15 protein-coding genes are annotated in these 16,237 nt (G+C 72.3%); 8 read left to right on the forward strand and 7 right to left on the reverse strand.

The genetic code is table 11. The features are described 5' to 3' along the window. Window positions 1-121: 121 nt before the first annotated feature. Complete coding sequence (locus tag ACMTAK_RS47460) at window positions 122-1,750, forward strand: APC family permease (protein ID WP_413811914.1); 1,629 nt, start codon at window positions 122-124, stop codon at window positions 1,748-1,750. Here ACMTAK_RS47460 and ACMTAK_RS47465 read toward each other — a convergent pair. Beyond that, window positions 1,731-4,292, reverse strand: coding sequence for a polysaccharide lyase family 8 super-sandwich domain-containing protein (locus ACMTAK_RS47465; protein ID WP_413813212.1), 2,562 nt, complete (start codon window positions 4,290-4,292; stop codon window positions 1,731-1,733). The genes ACMTAK_RS47460 and ACMTAK_RS47465 overlap by 20 nt on opposite strands. Window positions 4,293-5,046: 754 nt before the next feature. Here ACMTAK_RS47465 and ACMTAK_RS47470 point away from each other — a divergent pair. Beyond that, on the forward strand, window positions 5,047-5,919 hold the full coding sequence (locus ACMTAK_RS47470) for a triphosphoribosyl-dephospho-CoA synthase (RefSeq protein ID WP_413813213.1): 873 nt from the start codon (window positions 5,047-5,049) through the stop codon (window positions 5,917-5,919). Window positions 5,920-5,948: 29 nt separating this feature from the next. Here ACMTAK_RS47470 and ACMTAK_RS47475 read toward each other — a convergent pair whose 3' ends face one another. The 3 genes from ACMTAK_RS47475 to ACMTAK_RS47485 all read right to left on the reverse strand — a co-directional run bounded on the left by ACMTAK_RS47475 (window position 5,949) and on the right by ACMTAK_RS47485 (window position 7,525). Further along, window positions 5,949-6,599: a TetR/AcrR family transcriptional regulator gene (locus ACMTAK_RS47475; protein WP_413811915.1), complete on the reverse strand. Its 651-nt coding sequence runs from the start codon at window positions 6,597-6,599 to the stop codon at window positions 5,949-5,951. 167 nt (window positions 6,600-6,766) lie between these two features. After that, window positions 6,767-6,937 (reverse strand): hypothetical protein, encoded by a 171-nt coding sequence (locus ACMTAK_RS47480; protein WP_413813294.1) that lies wholly within the window; start codon window positions 6,935-6,937, stop codon window positions 6,767-6,769. An 81-nt stretch (window positions 6,938-7,018) separates the two neighbouring features. Continuing rightward, window positions 7,019-7,525, reverse strand: coding sequence for an ATP-binding cassette domain-containing protein (locus ACMTAK_RS47485; RefSeq protein ID WP_413811916.1), 507 nt, complete (start codon window positions 7,523-7,525; stop codon window positions 7,019-7,021). A gap of 198 nt (window positions 7,526-7,723) precedes the next feature. Here ACMTAK_RS47485 and ACMTAK_RS47490 point away from each other — a divergent pair, with 198 nt between their 5' ends. Next, on the forward strand, window positions 7,724-8,860 hold the full coding sequence (locus ACMTAK_RS47490; RefSeq protein ID WP_413813214.1) for a glycoside hydrolase family 64 protein: 1,137 nt from the start codon (window positions 7,724-7,726) through the stop codon (window positions 8,858-8,860). Between the two features lie 18 nt (window positions 8,861-8,878). Next, the gene (locus ACMTAK_RS47495; protein ID WP_413811917.1) at window positions 8,879-10,345 is read left to right on the forward strand and encodes a glycoside hydrolase family 76 protein; all 1,467 of its coding nucleotides are present in this window, start codon (window positions 8,879-8,881) and stop codon (window positions 10,343-10,345) included. A 40-nt stretch (window positions 10,346-10,385) separates the two neighbouring features. Here the strand turns inward: ACMTAK_RS47495 and ACMTAK_RS47500 are convergent, their stop codons facing one another. Both ACMTAK_RS47500 and ACMTAK_RS47505 read right to left on the reverse strand, forming a co-directional pair. Continuing rightward, window positions 10,386-11,294 carry an NADP-dependent oxidoreductase gene (locus ACMTAK_RS47500; RefSeq protein WP_413811918.1) on the reverse strand — a complete coding sequence of 303 codons (909 nt, stop codon included), beginning with the start codon at window positions 11,292-11,294 and terminating at the stop codon, window positions 10,386-10,388. Window positions 11,295-11,308: 14 nt separating this feature from the next. After that, window positions 11,309-11,938 carry a hypothetical protein gene (locus ACMTAK_RS47505; protein WP_413811919.1) on the reverse strand — a complete coding sequence of 210 codons (630 nt, stop codon included), beginning with the start codon at window positions 11,936-11,938 and terminating at the stop codon, window positions 11,309-11,311. On the opposite strand from ACMTAK_RS47505, the gene ACMTAK_RS47510 reads away from it, so the two are divergent. From ACMTAK_RS47510 to ACMTAK_RS47525, 4 genes are all read left to right on the forward strand, one after another. Then, window positions 11,937-12,230 carry a sensor histidine kinase gene (locus ACMTAK_RS47510; RefSeq protein WP_413811920.1) on the forward strand — a complete coding sequence of 98 codons (294 nt, stop codon included), beginning with the start codon at window positions 11,937-11,939 and terminating at the stop codon, window positions 12,228-12,230. The genes ACMTAK_RS47505 and ACMTAK_RS47510 overlap by 2 nt on opposite strands. 68 nt (window positions 12,231-12,298) lie before the next feature. Then, a complete protein-coding gene (locus ACMTAK_RS47515; RefSeq protein ID WP_413811921.1) occupies window positions 12,299-12,397 on the forward strand; it encodes a hypothetical protein in 99 nt (32 codons plus the stop codon). A gap of 91 nt (window positions 12,398-12,488) precedes the next feature. Continuing rightward, on the forward strand, window positions 12,489-13,094 hold the full coding sequence (locus ACMTAK_RS47520; RefSeq protein WP_413811922.1) for a GOLPH3/VPS74 family protein: 606 nt from the start codon (window positions 12,489-12,491) through the stop codon (window positions 13,092-13,094). 198 nt (window positions 13,095-13,292) lie between these two features. Continuing rightward, window positions 13,293-14,867 carry a class I adenylate-forming enzyme family protein gene (locus tag ACMTAK_RS47525; protein ID WP_413811923.1) on the forward strand — a complete coding sequence of 525 codons (1,575 nt, stop codon included), beginning with the start codon at window positions 13,293-13,295 and terminating at the stop codon, window positions 14,865-14,867. A gap of 79 nt (window positions 14,868-14,946) precedes the next feature. Here ACMTAK_RS47525 and ACMTAK_RS47530 read toward each other — a convergent pair whose 3' ends face one another. After that, a complete protein-coding gene (locus ACMTAK_RS47530) occupies window positions 14,947-16,224 on the reverse strand; it encodes a cation:proton antiporter (protein ID WP_413811924.1) in 1,278 nt (425 codons plus the stop codon). Between the last annotated feature and the right edge of the window lie 13 nt (window positions 16,225-16,237).

The raw sequence follows: 16,237 nt of genomic DNA on the forward strand, positions 1-16,237 counted from the left end.
ATCGCCTCGCACGGGCTCGCACCGAGACCCGAGGCCCGAGGCCCGAGGCCCGGAGCCCGGGGCGCGTCGGCGGAGCCCGTCGGCACGCATGGCACGCTGGGCCTTTGCCTGTTCGTGCACCATGAGGAGACGAGCCACCGTGCCGCAGAACCACCCACCGGAGTCCATCGCCGCGCCGGAGGTGCTCGCCGAGGAGCGACGACTCCACAAGGACCTCGGATTCTGGGCCCTGACCGCGATCGGGTTCTCCAACATCCTGGGGTCCGGGTGGCTGTTCGCGGCCCTGTACGCCGCCCAGACCGCCGGCCCCGCCGCCCTGCTGTCCTGGATCGCGGCGGGTGTGCTGTGTGCCCTGATCGCGCTGGTCATGGTGGAACTCGGCGCCACTCGACCGGAGGGCGGCGGCACCGTCCGCTGGCCGCTGTACGCCAGCGGACGGCTGGTCGGCACGATGATCGGCTGGTCGGTGCTGCTCTCGGTGGGCGGTACGGCGGCCGAGATCAGCGCGATCATGCAGTACGCCGCCCACTATCTGCCGGGGCTCTACAACGGCGGCACCCTGAGCGCCTCGGGCCTCGCGGTGGCCGTGGCCCTGAGTGTCGTACTGACGGCGTGCAACTGGTTCGCCGTACGGATATTCGCCCGGCTGAACAACCTGATCTCGGTGTTCAAGGTCGTCGTCCCCATCCTCACCATCGTCGCGCTGTTCCTGTCCGGCACCCACTCCGGGCGCCTCACCGATCACGGTGGTTTCGCCCCGTACGGTTACGCGGCCTGCCTGACGGCGCTCGCCGGCGGCGGCATCGTGTACTCCGTCAACGGCTTCCAGGCCCCGCTCGACTTCTCCGGTGAGGCCCGCAATCCGCGCCGTAACGTACCGGCCGCCGTGCTCACCGGCATCGGCCTCGCCGTGCTGGTCTACCTCGGACTCCAGCTGGCGTTCCTCTACACGGTGCCCGAGTCGCTGCTGGGCCACGGCTGGAAGGGAGTCGACTTCGAGTCGCCCTTCGGACAGCTCGCCCTGGTGCTCAACCTCCACTGGCTGGCCACGCTGCTCTACGCCGACGCGGTGGTCTCACCGGGCGGATCGGCCTATGTGGGCGTGGCCATCGACGCTCGCCATACGTACGCCCTGGCCAAGAACGGTCTGCTGCCCCGCTTCTTCATGCGCATCCACCCCTGGTCCGGGGTGGCGCGGCGGGCGCTGCTGCTCAACCTCGCGGTCATCGTCGTCTTCATGCTGCCGTTCGGCGGCTGGCAGGACATCGTAAGCGTGATGGGGGATATGTATCTGCTGATCTACGCCGCCTCGGCGGTGGCCGTCGCGGCGTTCCGGGCGCACGACCGTGAGCGGGGAGTGGCGCGGGCCGAGGGCCAGGTGCCGGGGGTGCGCTGGATCGCCCCGGTGAGCTTCGTGGTGGCCAGCGAGTTCGTCTACTGGTCCGGCTGGCACGATCTGCGCCTCGCGCTGCCCTTCGTCCTGGTCGGCGCCGTGTTGTTCCTGGTGCAGCGCCGCGAGGACGGAGGCACACCGCTGGGGGAGGAGCTGCGGCGCGGCGCCTGGCTGGTCTTCCACCTCGCCGCGCTGACCGTGCTGTCGTGGCTGGGCACCTTCGGTGGTTCCGGCCGCCTCCCGGCGCCGTACGACACCGTGACGGTGGGTGTCCTCGCGCTCGCCGTGTTCCTGTGGGCGGTCCGCTCGGGCGCCCAGCATCTGCGTACCTCGCAGCTCAGCGCAGCGTCGCCGTGAAGCTCCGGCCGTAGGCGTGGCGGGTGGTGACGACGATCCGGGTGCCGCCGGGGACCCGGCCCACCCGGACACCGTCGTCCACCGCCACGGCCCTCATCCTCCGGCCCCGCACGACGAGCGAGACCGTGTCGCGCTCGGTGGTCGGATCGGACACCGCGACCGCCACGCCGCCGTCCCGCGTCTCCCGCAGGATCACCGAGCCGGGGCCGCGCACCGACAGCCGCCCGGCGTGGTGGCTGCCGGGGGTGAACGCGTTGAGCGCGGTGATCCGCAGGCCCCGGTGGGCCACGGCCTGGAGCCGGGTGGTGTTGGCCAGGACGGTGAGCGGGCGGCGGGCGTAGCCGCCCAGCTGGCGCTCGGTGGTATTCGGGACGAGGGCGTACGCCATCGAGGTGTGCGGCGCGCCCGCCGCCCGCTCCACGGTCACGGCGAAGAGCTGTTTGGTCACCGGAAGGTCGGGGTTGGCGAGACGGACCGCGCGGCGACTGCGGGTGACCGTGTCCAGTGTGACGGTGGGCGGTGGGCCGTCGAGGAAGACATATCCGACCGAGGCGGCCCGGGTGGTATTGGCGAAGCACAGCCATGCGAGCGGGGCGGTGCCGGTGCCGGACCAGGGCGCACCGTCGCTGAGCCGCCCGCTGAGAGTGAGGGTGTCCGAGGGCGCGGCGATCCGGGTGTCGAGGGTGGTCGTCACCGCGCGGCCGGTGGCGTCGCCGACACCCGCGGCCAGCACCACGATCTCGTCGTCGAACAGGAACCACGACTTGGTGGCGTCGGCGTTGCGGTACACCACGAAGTCCTCGGGCAAATCGCCCTCCTGCTTCGCGGCGTACGCCACGTCGTCGGACTGGACGAACCCCGCCACCCCGTACGGGCCCAGGGCGGCGCCACCGGAGAACGGACGGGTGGATCGGGGGAAGTAGACATAGGTGTTCTGCGCCTCCGAGGAGGAGGTGAAGCCACGCTCGGGGTTGTCGTACCAGAGCGTGCCGTACAGCTCGGGGATCGTGCGGCGCGTCTCCACGGGGGCGGTGACACCGGCGAGGCGCTGGGGCGGGACGGTGGTGAGATAGTCGATGCCGAACGCCTGGGTCTGGTCCTGGCCGGACAGATACAGATGGTGGGCGCCGTCCCCCTGGAACCAGGGCATCAGGTTCTCACCGCTCATGTACTCGTATCTGCTGATCCTGGATGAGCTCCGGGCCAGGGCGAACGCGTAGCCGGGGCGCCGGTGGACGGTTCTGTCCATCGCGTTGAACGCCACATGGCGCTCGGCGGGCCCGAGGTCGCTCGCCGGGATCGAGGAGTCGGCGAGGATGTCGGCGTAGGCCGCGATGCTCACCGGGGACACGAACCCCGAAGGGTCGAGCGCGGCCTTCGAGGTCTGCCGCAGATACGCCACATAGCCCTTGAGCGCCGTGGCGTCGGCGCCGGTGGCGTGGGCGGAGAGGCCCACCACGGCCTCCACCACCTCGGCCGCGTCGGCGTACCCCGTGGCCGGCCGGGACACCCCGCGTCCCTTGACGATCTCCATCAGCCAGCCCTCGAAGATCAGCGGCGCGAAGCCGTTCACCACCCATCCCTGGACGACGCGGACCAGCTGGTCGTCGGTCGTGTAGCCGGTGCCGTCGAGCATCTTGACGCTCTGCACGACACGGGTGAGCAGGCCCTTGCCGTAGGAGCCCGTGTAGGCCACGGACGCGTGCTGGATGAAGGAACCGTCGGCGTAGAAGCCGTCGGTGACCCCGTGCCGGAGCTCGTACGGGTCGATGGTGGCCAGGATGGTCAGCTGGTCGGCGATGGCCTTGGTGATCCGGGCCTCGTCGCCGAGGACGGCGCCCTGGAGGACGCGGTTGGTGGTGATGTCGGCGAGGTTGGCGCCGGTGTGGAAGCGTGAGTCGAGGTCGACGTCGCCGTCCTTGCCGTTGCGCAGATACGCGTCCATCGAGGCCACGTAGCCGGCGGCGAGATCGGGCCGGTAGGCGGCGAGTTCGTCAGCGAGCAGCGCCAGCATCTTGCTGACGTGGGTGGAGATGCCGATCTCCCAGGTGAACCAGTTGCCGTAGTAGCCCTTCGACTGGTCGCCGTAGTAGTGCTCGTGGAGCCAGATCAGACCGTCGATGACGCGCCGCTGGACATCGGTGTCGCCGTGGAGTCCGGACGGTGTGCCGCCGTCCGGGGTGCGGGTGGCGAGGGCGATCTCGTAGAGGTACTGGAACGAGGTGACCAGGTTGGGATCGCTGGTGCCCAGGGCGAGGCCCTGGAAGAGCTCGCCCTGCCCGGCGCGGTCCATCGCGGTGAGCCGGGAGCGGGCGGTCGCGGCGATGGAGGCGAGCTTGGCGCGCACCTCGGGGCGGGCGTTGGTCTCCCGCGTCCCGGCGAAGACGGCCACGGTGTTGTCGATCAGCCGGGTGTGAGCGGCACCGGTCGCTTCACCGGCCGTCGCCGGGTGTCCCGCCGCCCGTGCGCGCAGCGGGAGGGCCATGGCCGCCAGTGCGGCCGCCGGGAGCGTGGAGACGAGAGCACGACGCGAGAGAGGCACGGGCACGCTCCAACGGTCTACGGGGTCCGATGGGGAACCGCCGGACCATTGAAGCAACCCCGGCTTTCCCTGTCACGGGGCCGGAGCGAGGCCGGAATCAGCGGTGCGTGGGCCGATTTCCCTGTCGTCAATATTGGCAACGAAATCGTTGACAATTTTGTTGGCCCAGATTTGCCTTCCACAGGCACTCACTCAGGAGGGCACACGATGCCGAAGGACCCCCGTCCAGGCACCGGAGAGCAGGCCAAGCAGCATGCGTTGGAGCAGCTGCGGCAGGCGCGGCGTCGGCGCCGGTGGCGTGGGCGGAGAGGCCCACCACGGCCTCCACCACCTCGGCCGCGTCGGCGTACCCCGTGGCCGGCCGGGTGACGTGCCCGCCGCCGCACGGCCGAGCGTCGCCGCGGCACCACCATGCCCTCTCCCGCCCACTCAACTCAAGGAGTCGCCGATGACCCCGCCGCTGGGGCTTCACCGTGTTCGCCGCCACCGCGCTGTTCGCCACCGTGATGATCGGGCTCACCGGCCTCCGTACCGTGCGGAGCACACCGCGGAGCGGCCCCGCACAGCCCGTGTCCACCCCTGGCTGACGCATCCCACCACCGGCTGACGTCCCCACCACCGGCTGGCGTCCACGTCACCGGCTGACGTCTCCGTCACCGGCCGACGTCCGCCTTGCCCGGCCACGCCGCACAGCGGGGCCACAGAAACGCCTCATGTCCGTCAAAGGTTCGCCGTCTAGCCTCCGGGCATGCCGATGACGCGCTCCACGGACGAGGCACTGGCACGGGCCGCCGTGCTCGCCCTGATCGCCCAGGTGGAGCTGACGCCCAAACCGGGCCTCGCCGACACCCGCGATCTCCAGGCCCGCGCCACGGGTGCGGATCTGCTCGCGCTGCGCTGGTCGGCCAAGGCGCTGACGCCCGGGTTCGCGGCCATGGCCGCCGCGGCCCGCCGTCCCGGGGAGCCGACCCGGGCGCTGCGCGAGGAGTTGGGAGCCATCGGCCGCTGCGCCGAGTGGACGATGGCACGGGCCGGTGGCGACGCGGCCACCGGCCCCCTCCACCATGGCGCGCTGTGGGTGATGGGCCTGCTGGTGGCGGCCGCCGCGCTGTGCCCCGGTGCCGGGCCCGACGAGCTGACCGCCACCGCCAAACGGATCGCGGACCACCCCGACCGTGGCGCACCGCGCCGCCCCTCGCCGGGCTCGCATGTCTCCGCCACCTATGGGGCGCCGGGCGCGCGCGGCGAGGCACGGGCCGCCTTTCCCCATGTGCGCCGCGCCCTGGACGCCCTGTCCCGGGCGCGTGCGGCGGGGGCCACCGAGAGCCAGGCGCGCCTGGACGCGCTGCTCACCGTGATGAGCACCCTCCAGGACACCGGGCCGCTGTACCGGGCGGGCCCGCCCGGCCTGCGACGGGTGAAGGAGGGGGCGCATGGCGTGCTCGAGGCGGGTGGCACCGCCACGCCCGAGGGCACCGCTGCCCTGTCCGCTCTGGACACGGAGCTGCGGGAGCGGGGCATCGCGCCGCGCGGAAGCGCCGTGCTGCTCGCGGGCGCCCTGTTCGTGGACGGTCTCCCGGTAGCGGCGGTCGCGGCACCGGTGGTCACGGCGCCGTCCGGGCGGTGACTCCCCTCGGACTTCGGACTTGCGGGTGTTCAGTCCTTCGCCGGTGCCGTCAGCCCGTGGCGGTGGAGGAAGGCGTCGACGAGCCGGTCGGTGAACTCCTGGCCGACGGGTTCGCCGGTCACCAGCACCCGGTAGTAGACGGGGCCCATGAGCTGGTCGGTCTCGGCCGCCAGATCGAGGCCGGGCGGCAACTCCCCGCGCTCCAGGGCCCGTTCCAGCGGAAGGCGGTCGCGGCCGCGCTGGTCGTCGAGGTACCGGGACCGGAAGTCCCCGGCGAACGCCGGATCGTGCTGCGCGTGGGCGATCAGGGCCTTGAAGACGGCACCGGAGTCGGACGCGCTGAGGAACCAGGCCAGCTCGCGCAGATAGGTGCGCAGGTCCCGGGCGAGGTCGCCGTGGTCGCGCACGGTCAGGTCCTCGGCCACGTCCTGGAGGAAGGCGTCCATGAGGACGTCGGTCTTGGTGCTCCACCAGCGGTAGATGGTCTGTTTGGCGACACCGGCCCGGGTGGCGATGCCCTCCATGGTGACGCCCGCGAAGCCCTTCTCGACCAGCAGGTCGTCGGCCGCGTTCAGCACCGCGAGCCGGGCCTGCTCGCTGCGTCCGTGCCGGTTGCCGTGGTGGCGTGCCGCCGGTCGGCCGGTGCCGGGTGTCCCGGTGGTCTGTGTCGCGCGTGCCATCTCGCCTCCCCGGTCAGGATAGCGACCCGCCGGGGCCGCTCCGCCCGGGAGACCCTCCCCGGCGTGGAGCGGCAGTACGCGTCCGCCGCCGCGTCCGGGCCACATGGCTGGGCCCGCCCGCCGGTGGGAGATCACCGGCCCGCGGGCCCGGGTGCCGAGAGGGGTGGCTAGTCCCGTTCCCCTTCGGCCTGTGAGGGAGTCGTCCTCTGTACGTCGGGGTGGCCGGTGTCCGTCTCGTCGTCGCGCTCGCCCTCGGCCTGCGAGGGGGTCGTCCACGGCACGTCCGGGTGGCCGGCTTCCCGTTTGCGTTCGGTGCGGGAGGGGGCTGCCTCGGTCATCTGATGCCTCCGCTCCTCATGCCCTCCTGGTGCGGACGCCGCCCATTTTACGCCCGAACGCCCACGTCGGCGCGGTGGCGATCACGAGGGCCGGAGCGAGGCCGGGAGCTGCCGGTGCACCAGCGCGGCGTACCGGCCCCCGGCGAGCATCAGGTCGTCGTGGCCTCCCCGCTCCGTGAAACGGCCGTCGTCCAGGACGACGATCTCGTCCGTGTCCATGATCGTGCTGAACCGGTGCGCGACGACGATCCGGGTACAGCCCAGCGCGGACAGCTCACCGGCCACCTCCGCCTCGGTCACGGCGTCCAGATGACTCGTGGCCTCGTCCAGCACCGGCAGCGCGGGGTCGGCCAGGAGCGCGCGGGCGATCGCCAGGCGCTGGCGCTGGCCTCCCGAGAGCGCACTCCCACCCTCCGCCACATGTGTCTCCAGCCCCATGGGCATCCGCCGCACATCGGGGAGCAGCCCGGCCCGGCCGAGCGCCTCGAAGAGGGCGCCGACGAGCTCCGTGCCAAGCGGGACGACCTCGACCCGGCGGGCTCCGCGGACCTCAGGGCTCCGGATCCGGCCCTGCGCTGATGTCGGCACGTGAGAATGTCTAGACCAGTGTCATGTTCACTGCCATGATGACTCTGCACTTCCGGCACCCCCGCTTTATGAGACCCCCCATTCCCCCCGCTGACGCGGCCCGTGGGGCCGCGCGAGAGGTGGCGTATGTCCAGACGCGTCTCCACCCGATTCCGGACCCTGCCCTGCTGCCTGTCGGCCTTACTCCTGGCCCTGGGCATGACCGCACTGGCCCCCGAGGCGTCCGCCCGGCCGGCCGTGCCGAGCACGATCCCGCTGAAGTTCACCAACAACTCAGGGCGCGGCGACCAGATCTACGTCTATACGCTCGGCACCCTGCTCTCGACCGGGCAGCAGGGCTGGGCCGACGCCTCCGGGACCTTCCACCCCTGGCCCGCCGGTGGCAACCCGCCCACCCCGGCGCCCGACGCGTCGATCGCCGGACCGGCGGGCGGCCAGTCCCTGACGATCCGCATCCCCAAGCTCTCCGGCCGGGTCTACTTCTCCTACGGCCAGAAGATCGACTTCCGGCTCACCACCGGTGGCCTGGTGCAGCCCGCCGTGCAGAACCCCTCCGACCCCAACCGGAACATCCTGTTCAACTGGAGCGAGTTCACCCTCGACGACTCCGGGCTGTACATCAACAGCACCCAGGTCGACATGTTCTCCGCGCCGTACGCGGTGGGCGTGCAGGGTGCCGACGGCAGCGCGAAGACCACCGGCCACCTCAAGCCCGGCGGCTACAACGGCGTCCTCAACGCGCTGCGCGCACAGGCCGGCGGCTGGGGCAAGCTCATCCAGACCCGCCCGGACGGCACCGTGCTGCGGGCCCTGTCACCCGGGCACGGCATCGAGGCAGGCGCCCTGCCCGCGAACGCGATGGACGACTACATCAACCGGGTGTGGCAGAAGTACGCCGGCACCACCCTCACGGTCACGCCCTTCGCCGACCGGCCGGACACCAAGTACTTCGGGCGGGTCTCCGGCGACGTCATGAACTTCACCAATGGTTCGGGAGCCGTGGTCACCAGCTTCCAGAAGCCGGACTCCGACTCCGTCTTCGGCTGCTACAAGCGCCTCGACGCACCCAACGACCAGGTGCGCGGCCCCATTTCGCGGACCCTGTGCGCGGGCTACAACCGCACGACCCTGCTCACCAACCCCAACCAGCCGGACACCAGTGACGCCGGGTTCTACACCGACGGCGTGACCAACCACTACGCCCGCGCCATCCACGGCCAGATGGCCGACGGAAAGGCGTACGCCTTCGCCTTCGACGACGTCGGCCAGCACGAGTCGCTCGTCCACGACGGCAATCCGCAGCAGGCGTCCATCACCCTGGACCCCTTCAACTAGGCCGGGAGGAGGCACGGCATGAGACGCAAGAGACCGCTGCACACCCGCCTGGCGGCCCTCGCCATCGGAGCACTCGCCCTGCTGGCCCCGCAACTCCTCCCGGCCACGGCCGAAGCGGCGCCGCCCGCCACCGTGTGCAACAAGTACTGCGACGCCCGCGATCCGGCGCTCGCCCCGCAGAGCCGCACCCCCGTCACGGCCACCGTCTTCTCCCGCTCCATCGCCCTGCACTTCGACGACACCGACGCGATGGGCTGGGCCTCCATCGACAACGGCAGCCCCGGTGACGAGGTGTGGCTGGACCGTTCCTTCGACGGCGGCCGGACCTGGTCCTCGGGCAGCCGCCTCGGCAACACCGCCGTCCCCGCCGGACAGCGCGGCTGGCGCACCCTGATGTACAACGTGGACGACTGGGGCGCCCAGGGCGTCGGCGCGCTGCGGGCCTGCGGCAAGGCCGGTGACCGCACCGACATCGCGTGCACGCCCTGGGCCCGTACGACCTGGAACGCAGGGGACCGCCGTACGGCCGCCGCCACCGCCCAGATGGCGTTCTACTCGAACGGGACCGGCCTGTTCTCCACCACCGGCTGGTGGAACTCGGCCAACGCCCTCACGGCCGTCATCGACAACATCCGCGTCACGGGCATGCACAGCTATGAGTACGCGATCGCCCGCACCTACGACCTCAACCTCGGTGCGCAGGGCGGGCAGTTCCGCAACGACTACATCGACGACACCGGGTGGTGGGGCCTGGCCTGGGTGGCCGCCTACGACCTCACCGGGGACTCCCGCTATCTCGCCACCGCCCGCGCCGACGCCGACTACATGGCCTCCTACTGGGACTCCACCTGTGGCGGCGGAGTGTGGTGGAGCACGGCGAAGACGTACAAGAACGCCATCGCCAACTCCCTCTACCTCCAGCTGAACGCCGCCCTGCACAACCGGATCCCCGGCGACACCGCCTACCTCCAGCGGGCGAAGTCGGAGTGGACCTGGTTCCAGGGCACCGGCATGGTGAACTCCTCGAACCTGGTGAACGACGGCATCGACCTGGGCACCTGCAAGAACAACGGCAGCGCGGTCTGGTCCTACAACCAGGGTGTGCTGCTCGGCGGCCTCACCGAGCTGTACCGGGCGACCGGTGACGGTTCCGTGCTCGACACGGCCCGTCGCATCGGCACCGCCGCCACCACCTCGTCCCAGCTCAACACGGCTGACGGCATCCTCAGGGACCCCTGCGAGACCGGCGACTGCGGTGCCGACGGCCCGTCGTTCAAGGGTGCCCATGTGCGGGGGCTGGCCAAGCTGAACGCGGCACTGGCCGACCACCCCTACACGGCCTACCTCAAACGGCAGGCGGACCGCGCCTACGCCGCCGACCGCAACGCCCTGGACCAGTACGGACTGCGCTGGTCAGGACCGCTGGACAAGACCGACGCGGCACGACAGCACAGTGCACTGGACCTGATGAACGCGGCCTCCTAGGCCACGACGGCGGCCACGAAAGCGGCCGCGGCAGCGCTCATCAGGGCCGCAGGATGAGCTTGCCGCGGATGTGGCCGGTCTCGCTCTGCTCATGGGCCGCGGCGGCGTCGGCGAGCGGGAAGCTCCGCACCACGGGCACCCGCAGCCGGCCCTCCGCGGCGAGCCGGGCGAAGTCGGCGATGGCCTCCGTCGGGCGGCCGCCGCCACCCGCCGAGAAGGTGACACCGAGATCGGCGGCCGCGGGGTCGGCGATGGTGACGACGCGGTCGGTCGTGCCGCCCCGCAGCTCGATCGACACGGGCAGGGCACCCTGGCCGGCCGCGTCGTAGACGGCGTCGACGCCCTTGGGCGCCACGGCGCGCACCCGGTCGGCCAGGCCCTCGCCGTAGGCCACCGGGATCGCGCCGAGCGAGCGCAGATAGTCGTGGTTGGCGGGCGACGCGGTGCCGATGACCGTGGCGCCCCGGGCCACCGCGAGCTGGACACCGACCCCGCCGACCGCACCGGCGGCCCCGTGCAGCAGCAGGGTCTCGCCCTCCTTCAGCCCCAGCAGGTCCAGGACGCGTGCCGAGGTCTCGGCGGCCACGGGCAGCGCCGCGGCCGTCTCCCAGTCGAGTCCGGCCGGTTTGGGGGCGACATCCGTGGCCAGCGCGTACGCGGCGTAGGCCCCGGTGTCCGTCCAGCCCAGCACCTCATCGCCCACCGACACATCGGTGACCCCGTCACCGACCTCGTCGACGACCCCGGCCGCCTCCACACCCGGGATCGCGGGGAACGCGGCCGGGCCCATCTGCGGCATCCGGCCACTGCGGATCTTGTAGTCGAGCGGGTTCACCGCGGCGGCCATGACCTTCAGCCGCACCTGCCCGGGACCCGGATGGGGCTCCTCCGTCTCCTTCAGCCGCAGCACCTCGGGGCCGCCGTACTCCTCGTAGACGATCGCCTTCATCACTCTCACTCCCGTCAGCCCTGTCGAGGGGCTTTTGTAGCGACAACGCCATCCTCGGCCGGGACATGCCCCGCCCCGGCCGTTCCTCCGGCCAGTTCCACCTGGCCGGAGGAACAGCCGGGGCCGCGGGACGGGCCCACGGCGACCCGCCCGGCGACCCCGGAACCACCATCACCAGCGCCGAGATGGCCGCCATCGCCCCGGTGGCGCGCGCCGAGGGAACCTGGCAGGGCCGGGCGTGGATGGCCGGAGCCGAGGTGCCCGTGCTGGCCGTGCACAGCGATGCCACCGCGCGGGGCGCGCTGCTCGTCCTCGTACGGACCGAGGAGATCCCCGTCCCGGGCGAGGCACTGGCGGCCGCCCGCGCCCTGTGGGACCTGGTGACCGCGCACCGGGACCGGATGGCGGTGGAGGCGGTGCCCGGGATGCTGGTCCAGTCGCGGGCCGCGGCCGCGGCGCGGGCCACGGCCATCGCCGAGCTCGTCGACGCCCACGGCGCCGCCCTGTCCGCCCTGCTCGGCGTGTTGCGCTCCCGCGATCTGGACGACCGGACCGCCCGGCACCGAGGAGGGCGCGGACCGGCTGCTCGCGGCCGATGTGGCCAATACGGCCCGCGCGGTGGTGCGGGCCGTGGTGCACGCCATGCTCGACGAGCAGGGACCGGGCCGGGACGGCGCGCCGCGCCCGGTGCACCGCGTGCACATCGGCTGGAAGGTCGGCGAGGGCGAGCTGCGCGCCACCGTACGGGACGACGGCCCCGGCGTCCTGAGGCGGACCGCCCTGGACGCCCGCCGGGTCGGGGAGCGGCTGGCCGCGCTGGGCGGACGGCTGGACGTGGACGCGGTCCCGGAGGGGCACCACGGTGACGGCCACCTTGCCGCTGGGCCCGCCGCAGCCCGCCCGCGAGGATCCGCTGGACGGCCTGGGGGCGCGTGAGCTGGAGGTGCTGGAGCAGCTGGCCCGCGGACGGCGCAACCGGCAGATCGCCCAGCAGCGAGTCGACGGTGAAGTTCCACGTGGCGAACATCCTGGAGAAGCTGGGTGTCACCTCACGTGGCGAGGCGGCCGCGCTGGCCCACGCGTGGGGGGCCACCGGCTCCTGAGCCGCCGACATGGCGTACCCGGCAGGCACGTCGGCGTACGGCCTAACGCTTCGGAACGTATCGTTGGCGGGAACGGCGAGCGGAGCGTTTGATGACCACACCGCGGGACCTGCTGATCGTCACTCTGGACGTGGCGCCCATCCGACCCCTGGAGCGGGGCGACCTGTCGCTCGCGCTCGCGGGAGCCGAGCTGATCGACCTCCTCGGCACCGAGGCGCTCGCGATCGAGGGCGAGCGGATCGTGCCGGGGCTCTGCCCGCCGACCGGGGATCGCCTGCTGGACGAGGCCGCGGCGTCACTGGTTCGCCAGCCGCCCCACGAGCTGGTCGGCGAGTGGCTGTGGCGCAGGGGCCGCGGTCTGTCCTCCGCCTATCTGGACGCCCTGGAGGAGGCGGGACAGATCACCCGGCGGCGCCACGGGTGGCTGCCGCTCCGCGCCGGTCAGGCGGTGCCGGTCGACTCGCCCGCCCGCCGCCGCGCGACGGACCGCTGGGCCTCGGACGAGCCCGTCCTCGCCACCCTCGCGGCGGCCATCGGCATCCGTGAGGAGCCCGCGGAGGACGCCGCGGGCGCGGCCGACGACGCGACCGTGACCGTGCTCGCCGCCGTCAACGACGCCGTGATGGAGCTGGAGGCCGAGCGGCAGCGGCGAGCCATCGAGGAAGCGGCCTACGACAACATCTGGCGCGGCGAATGACCGAGTGACGGTGACGGGGGAGTGGCGGACGCCGCCGGGGGTGGCGCGGTGTGCGGTGGTGGGTGGCGCGGTGTGCGGTGGTGGGTGGCGCGGCGCCGCCCACGATCCGCAACCGTGGCCCCGGGCGGGCCGTTCCGCCGTATCGTGTCGGATGATCCACCACGTCCCATTGGGCACCATCCCCGAACGGAGACGCACATGGACACGTTAGCCGGAGCGTCCGGCCACAGATCCGCCCGCCGCGACGCCGAGCCCATCACGGCACCCTTCCCCCAGGCTCTCATCGACGCGTTCCGCGCGCGGCCGGAGCCGCCCGCCTTCGAACACCGCTCGCGCGTTCTCTCGCGCGGCGAGGTGCTGGAGCTGATCGGCCGGTGCGCGGACGGGCTGCGGGCGGCCGGACTCGGCCCGGGCCGTTCGGTGGCAGTGGCCACCGATGTGACGCCCGAGGGTTTCGCGCTGCTGGTGGCGGCCTACGCGCTGGGCTGCCGGGTGACGGGGCTGCGGCCCGGCATGACCCCGGCCCATCTGGTGTACGTCCTTTCCGACGGAATCGACGTCCTGGTGGCCGACGAGACCGGTGCCACCCCCGAATTGCTGGACGCGGCGGGTGGGGTGACCGTGTTGCGGCTGGGGGACCTCCTGGACACCCACCCGAAGGCCACGGGAGAGCTGACCGCCCAGGGCCGCCCCGACGACATCGCCCTGGTGACGCTGACCAGTGGCAGCACCGGACGCCCCAAGGGCTGTGCGCAAAGCTATCGTTCGCTCACCCTCAACTGGGCGTGGCAGTCCGCCCGTTGGCCCGAGCGGACCGCGCGGCTCGCGGCGGGCTACCAGCGGTATCTGCTCTTCGGCACCCTGAGCAGCGCGGTGATCTTCGAGCATCTCGGGGTCTGCCTGATGGGTGGCGGCACCGCCGTCATCCCCGAACCGCCGTTCGCCTTCCCCCAGGTCTTCGAGCGCCACCGGATCACCGCGTGTCTGATGACCGTGCCCCGGCTGCACCATGTGCTGGACGTCCTGCGCACGGACCGCGTGGACACCTCCAGCCTCCGGGTGCTGCTGGTGGCCGGGTCCCCGCTCGCCCCGCACCGGCTCGCGGAGGCGGCCCGGCTGCTCGGCCCGGTGGTCCACCAGGGCTACGGGCAGACGGAGACCGGCATGCTCGCCCTGCTCACCCCGGATGAGATGGCCGAGTTTCCGGATCAGGTGTACGACTCGGTGGGCCGGGCGTGGTCCGGGGTGGAGATGGACGTCCGCGACCCCGAGGGGCGGCCGGTGCCCGCCGGGACCACCGGCGAGATATGGGTGCGCACCGACTCGGCGATGGTGGGCTACTGGAAGGACGAGGCGCGGACCCGGGAGGTGCTGCGGGCCGGGTGGGTGCGCACCCGCGATGTCGGACACCTGGACGACCAGGGCTTTCTGCGGCTCACCGGGCGCGCCCGGGACGTGGTCATCATCAACGCGATCGTGCACTACGCCGGGGCGATCGAACGCGCGCTGGCGGCCCATCCCGATGTCGACCAGGCGTATGTGGTGGGCGCGCCCGACGAGCGCACCGGCGAGGCCGCGCACGCCTTCGTCGTTGCGGCCGAGGGCCGTGAACCGGACCTCGACACCGTGCGCGCGTTCGTCGCGGCGGAGTTGGGGGAGGCGAGTGTCCCCGCCACCGTCACCGTCGTGACCGAGGTGCCGGTGGCGCCGAGCGGGAAGCCGGACAAGCGGGCGCTGCTGTCGCGGATCACCGGGCCGCTGGAGACGGCGTGATGGTGTGGGGTCGCCCGGACTGAGAGGTCCCGGTGTGCCGGCGGGCACACCGGGACCTCTCCCGTGCGAAGGGTGGCGCTCAGCTCCCGGCCGGCACCGCCGCCGTGGTGCCGGCCGGCTCCCCGGCCGCCCGGGACCTTTCGTCCCGGCGGTCCAGCCAGTTGAGCACCGGAACGGTCATCACCGTGGTCACCAGGGCCACCAGGACCAGCGCCGCGAACAGCTCATCACCGACGATCCCGGCCGAGAGCCCGATGTTGAGCGCGATGAGCTGCATCAGCCCGCGCGCGTTCATCAGGGCGCCGACCCGGACCGCCACCGCCCCCGGCTCCCCGCACAGCTTGGCGGCCGCCCAGCAGCCGCCGAACTTGCCGACCGACGCGAGCACGACACAGCCCGCGCCGAACGCCATCACGGCCGGGTCCGCGAACACGTCGAAGCGCGTGTTGAGACCGGAGTAGGTGAAGAACATCGGCACGAAGATGACCTGGGTTGCTCCCTGAATCGTCCGCACCACCCGCTCGGACGCCTCGTGGCGGGGCATGGACAGGCCGGTGCAGAACGCCCCGAAGACCGCGTACAGCTGGATGGTGTCGGTGAACCAGGCGCCGCAGAACAGCACCGCGACAGTGAACAGCAGCCGGGACTCGTCGCTCAGCCCCGGCTTGGTCAGGATCCAGGCCAGGAGCCGCCGACCCACCAGGAGCAGGACGGCCACGAAGAGCAGCGAACCGCCCAGCGCCTTGACGATCGGCCCCGTCTGCTCCGAGGCCACGCTGAGCACCCCGGCGAGCATGAGCCACGCGGCCGCGTCATCGGTGGCCCCCGAGGCGAGGGAGAGCGACCCGTGCCGGGTCCCGGATATCCCCTGCTCGGTGATGATGCGGGCCAGCATCGGGAAGGCGGTGATGGCGAGGGCGACCCCGACGAAGGCCGCCGTCACCCAGACCGAGACCCCGTCGACGAAGATGGGGACATGGCCGTCGGACGCGAAGGTCAGCCCCACGCCCAGCAGCAGCGGCACCAGCACCCCGGCGGCGGAGACCGTCACCGCGGTTCCGGCCAGCCCGCGCCCGGCGTGGGCCCGGAATTCGTACCCCGCGTGGAACATCAGGGCCACCAGGCCGATCTGCCCGGCCACGTACAGCACCGGTTTGAGCTCCGGCGGGAAGACCGCGTCCGACGCGCCCGGCGCCACCAGGCCGAAGAGCGACGGCCCGAGCACCACACCGGCGATCATCTCCCCGACCACCGGCGGCTGGTTGAACCGGCCCATCACCAGCACCACCAGACGGCAGGTCAGCAGAATGACCACGGCGGCGATGAAGAAGGCGGGGGCGAGCTCTGTGGGAGTCATCGTCTCACCCTCC

The organism is Streptomyces lacaronensis, assembly GCF_047337785.1.
GTDB classification, from domain to species: Bacteria; Actinomycetota; Actinomycetes; order Streptomycetales; family Streptomycetaceae; genus Streptomyces; species Streptomyces lycopersici.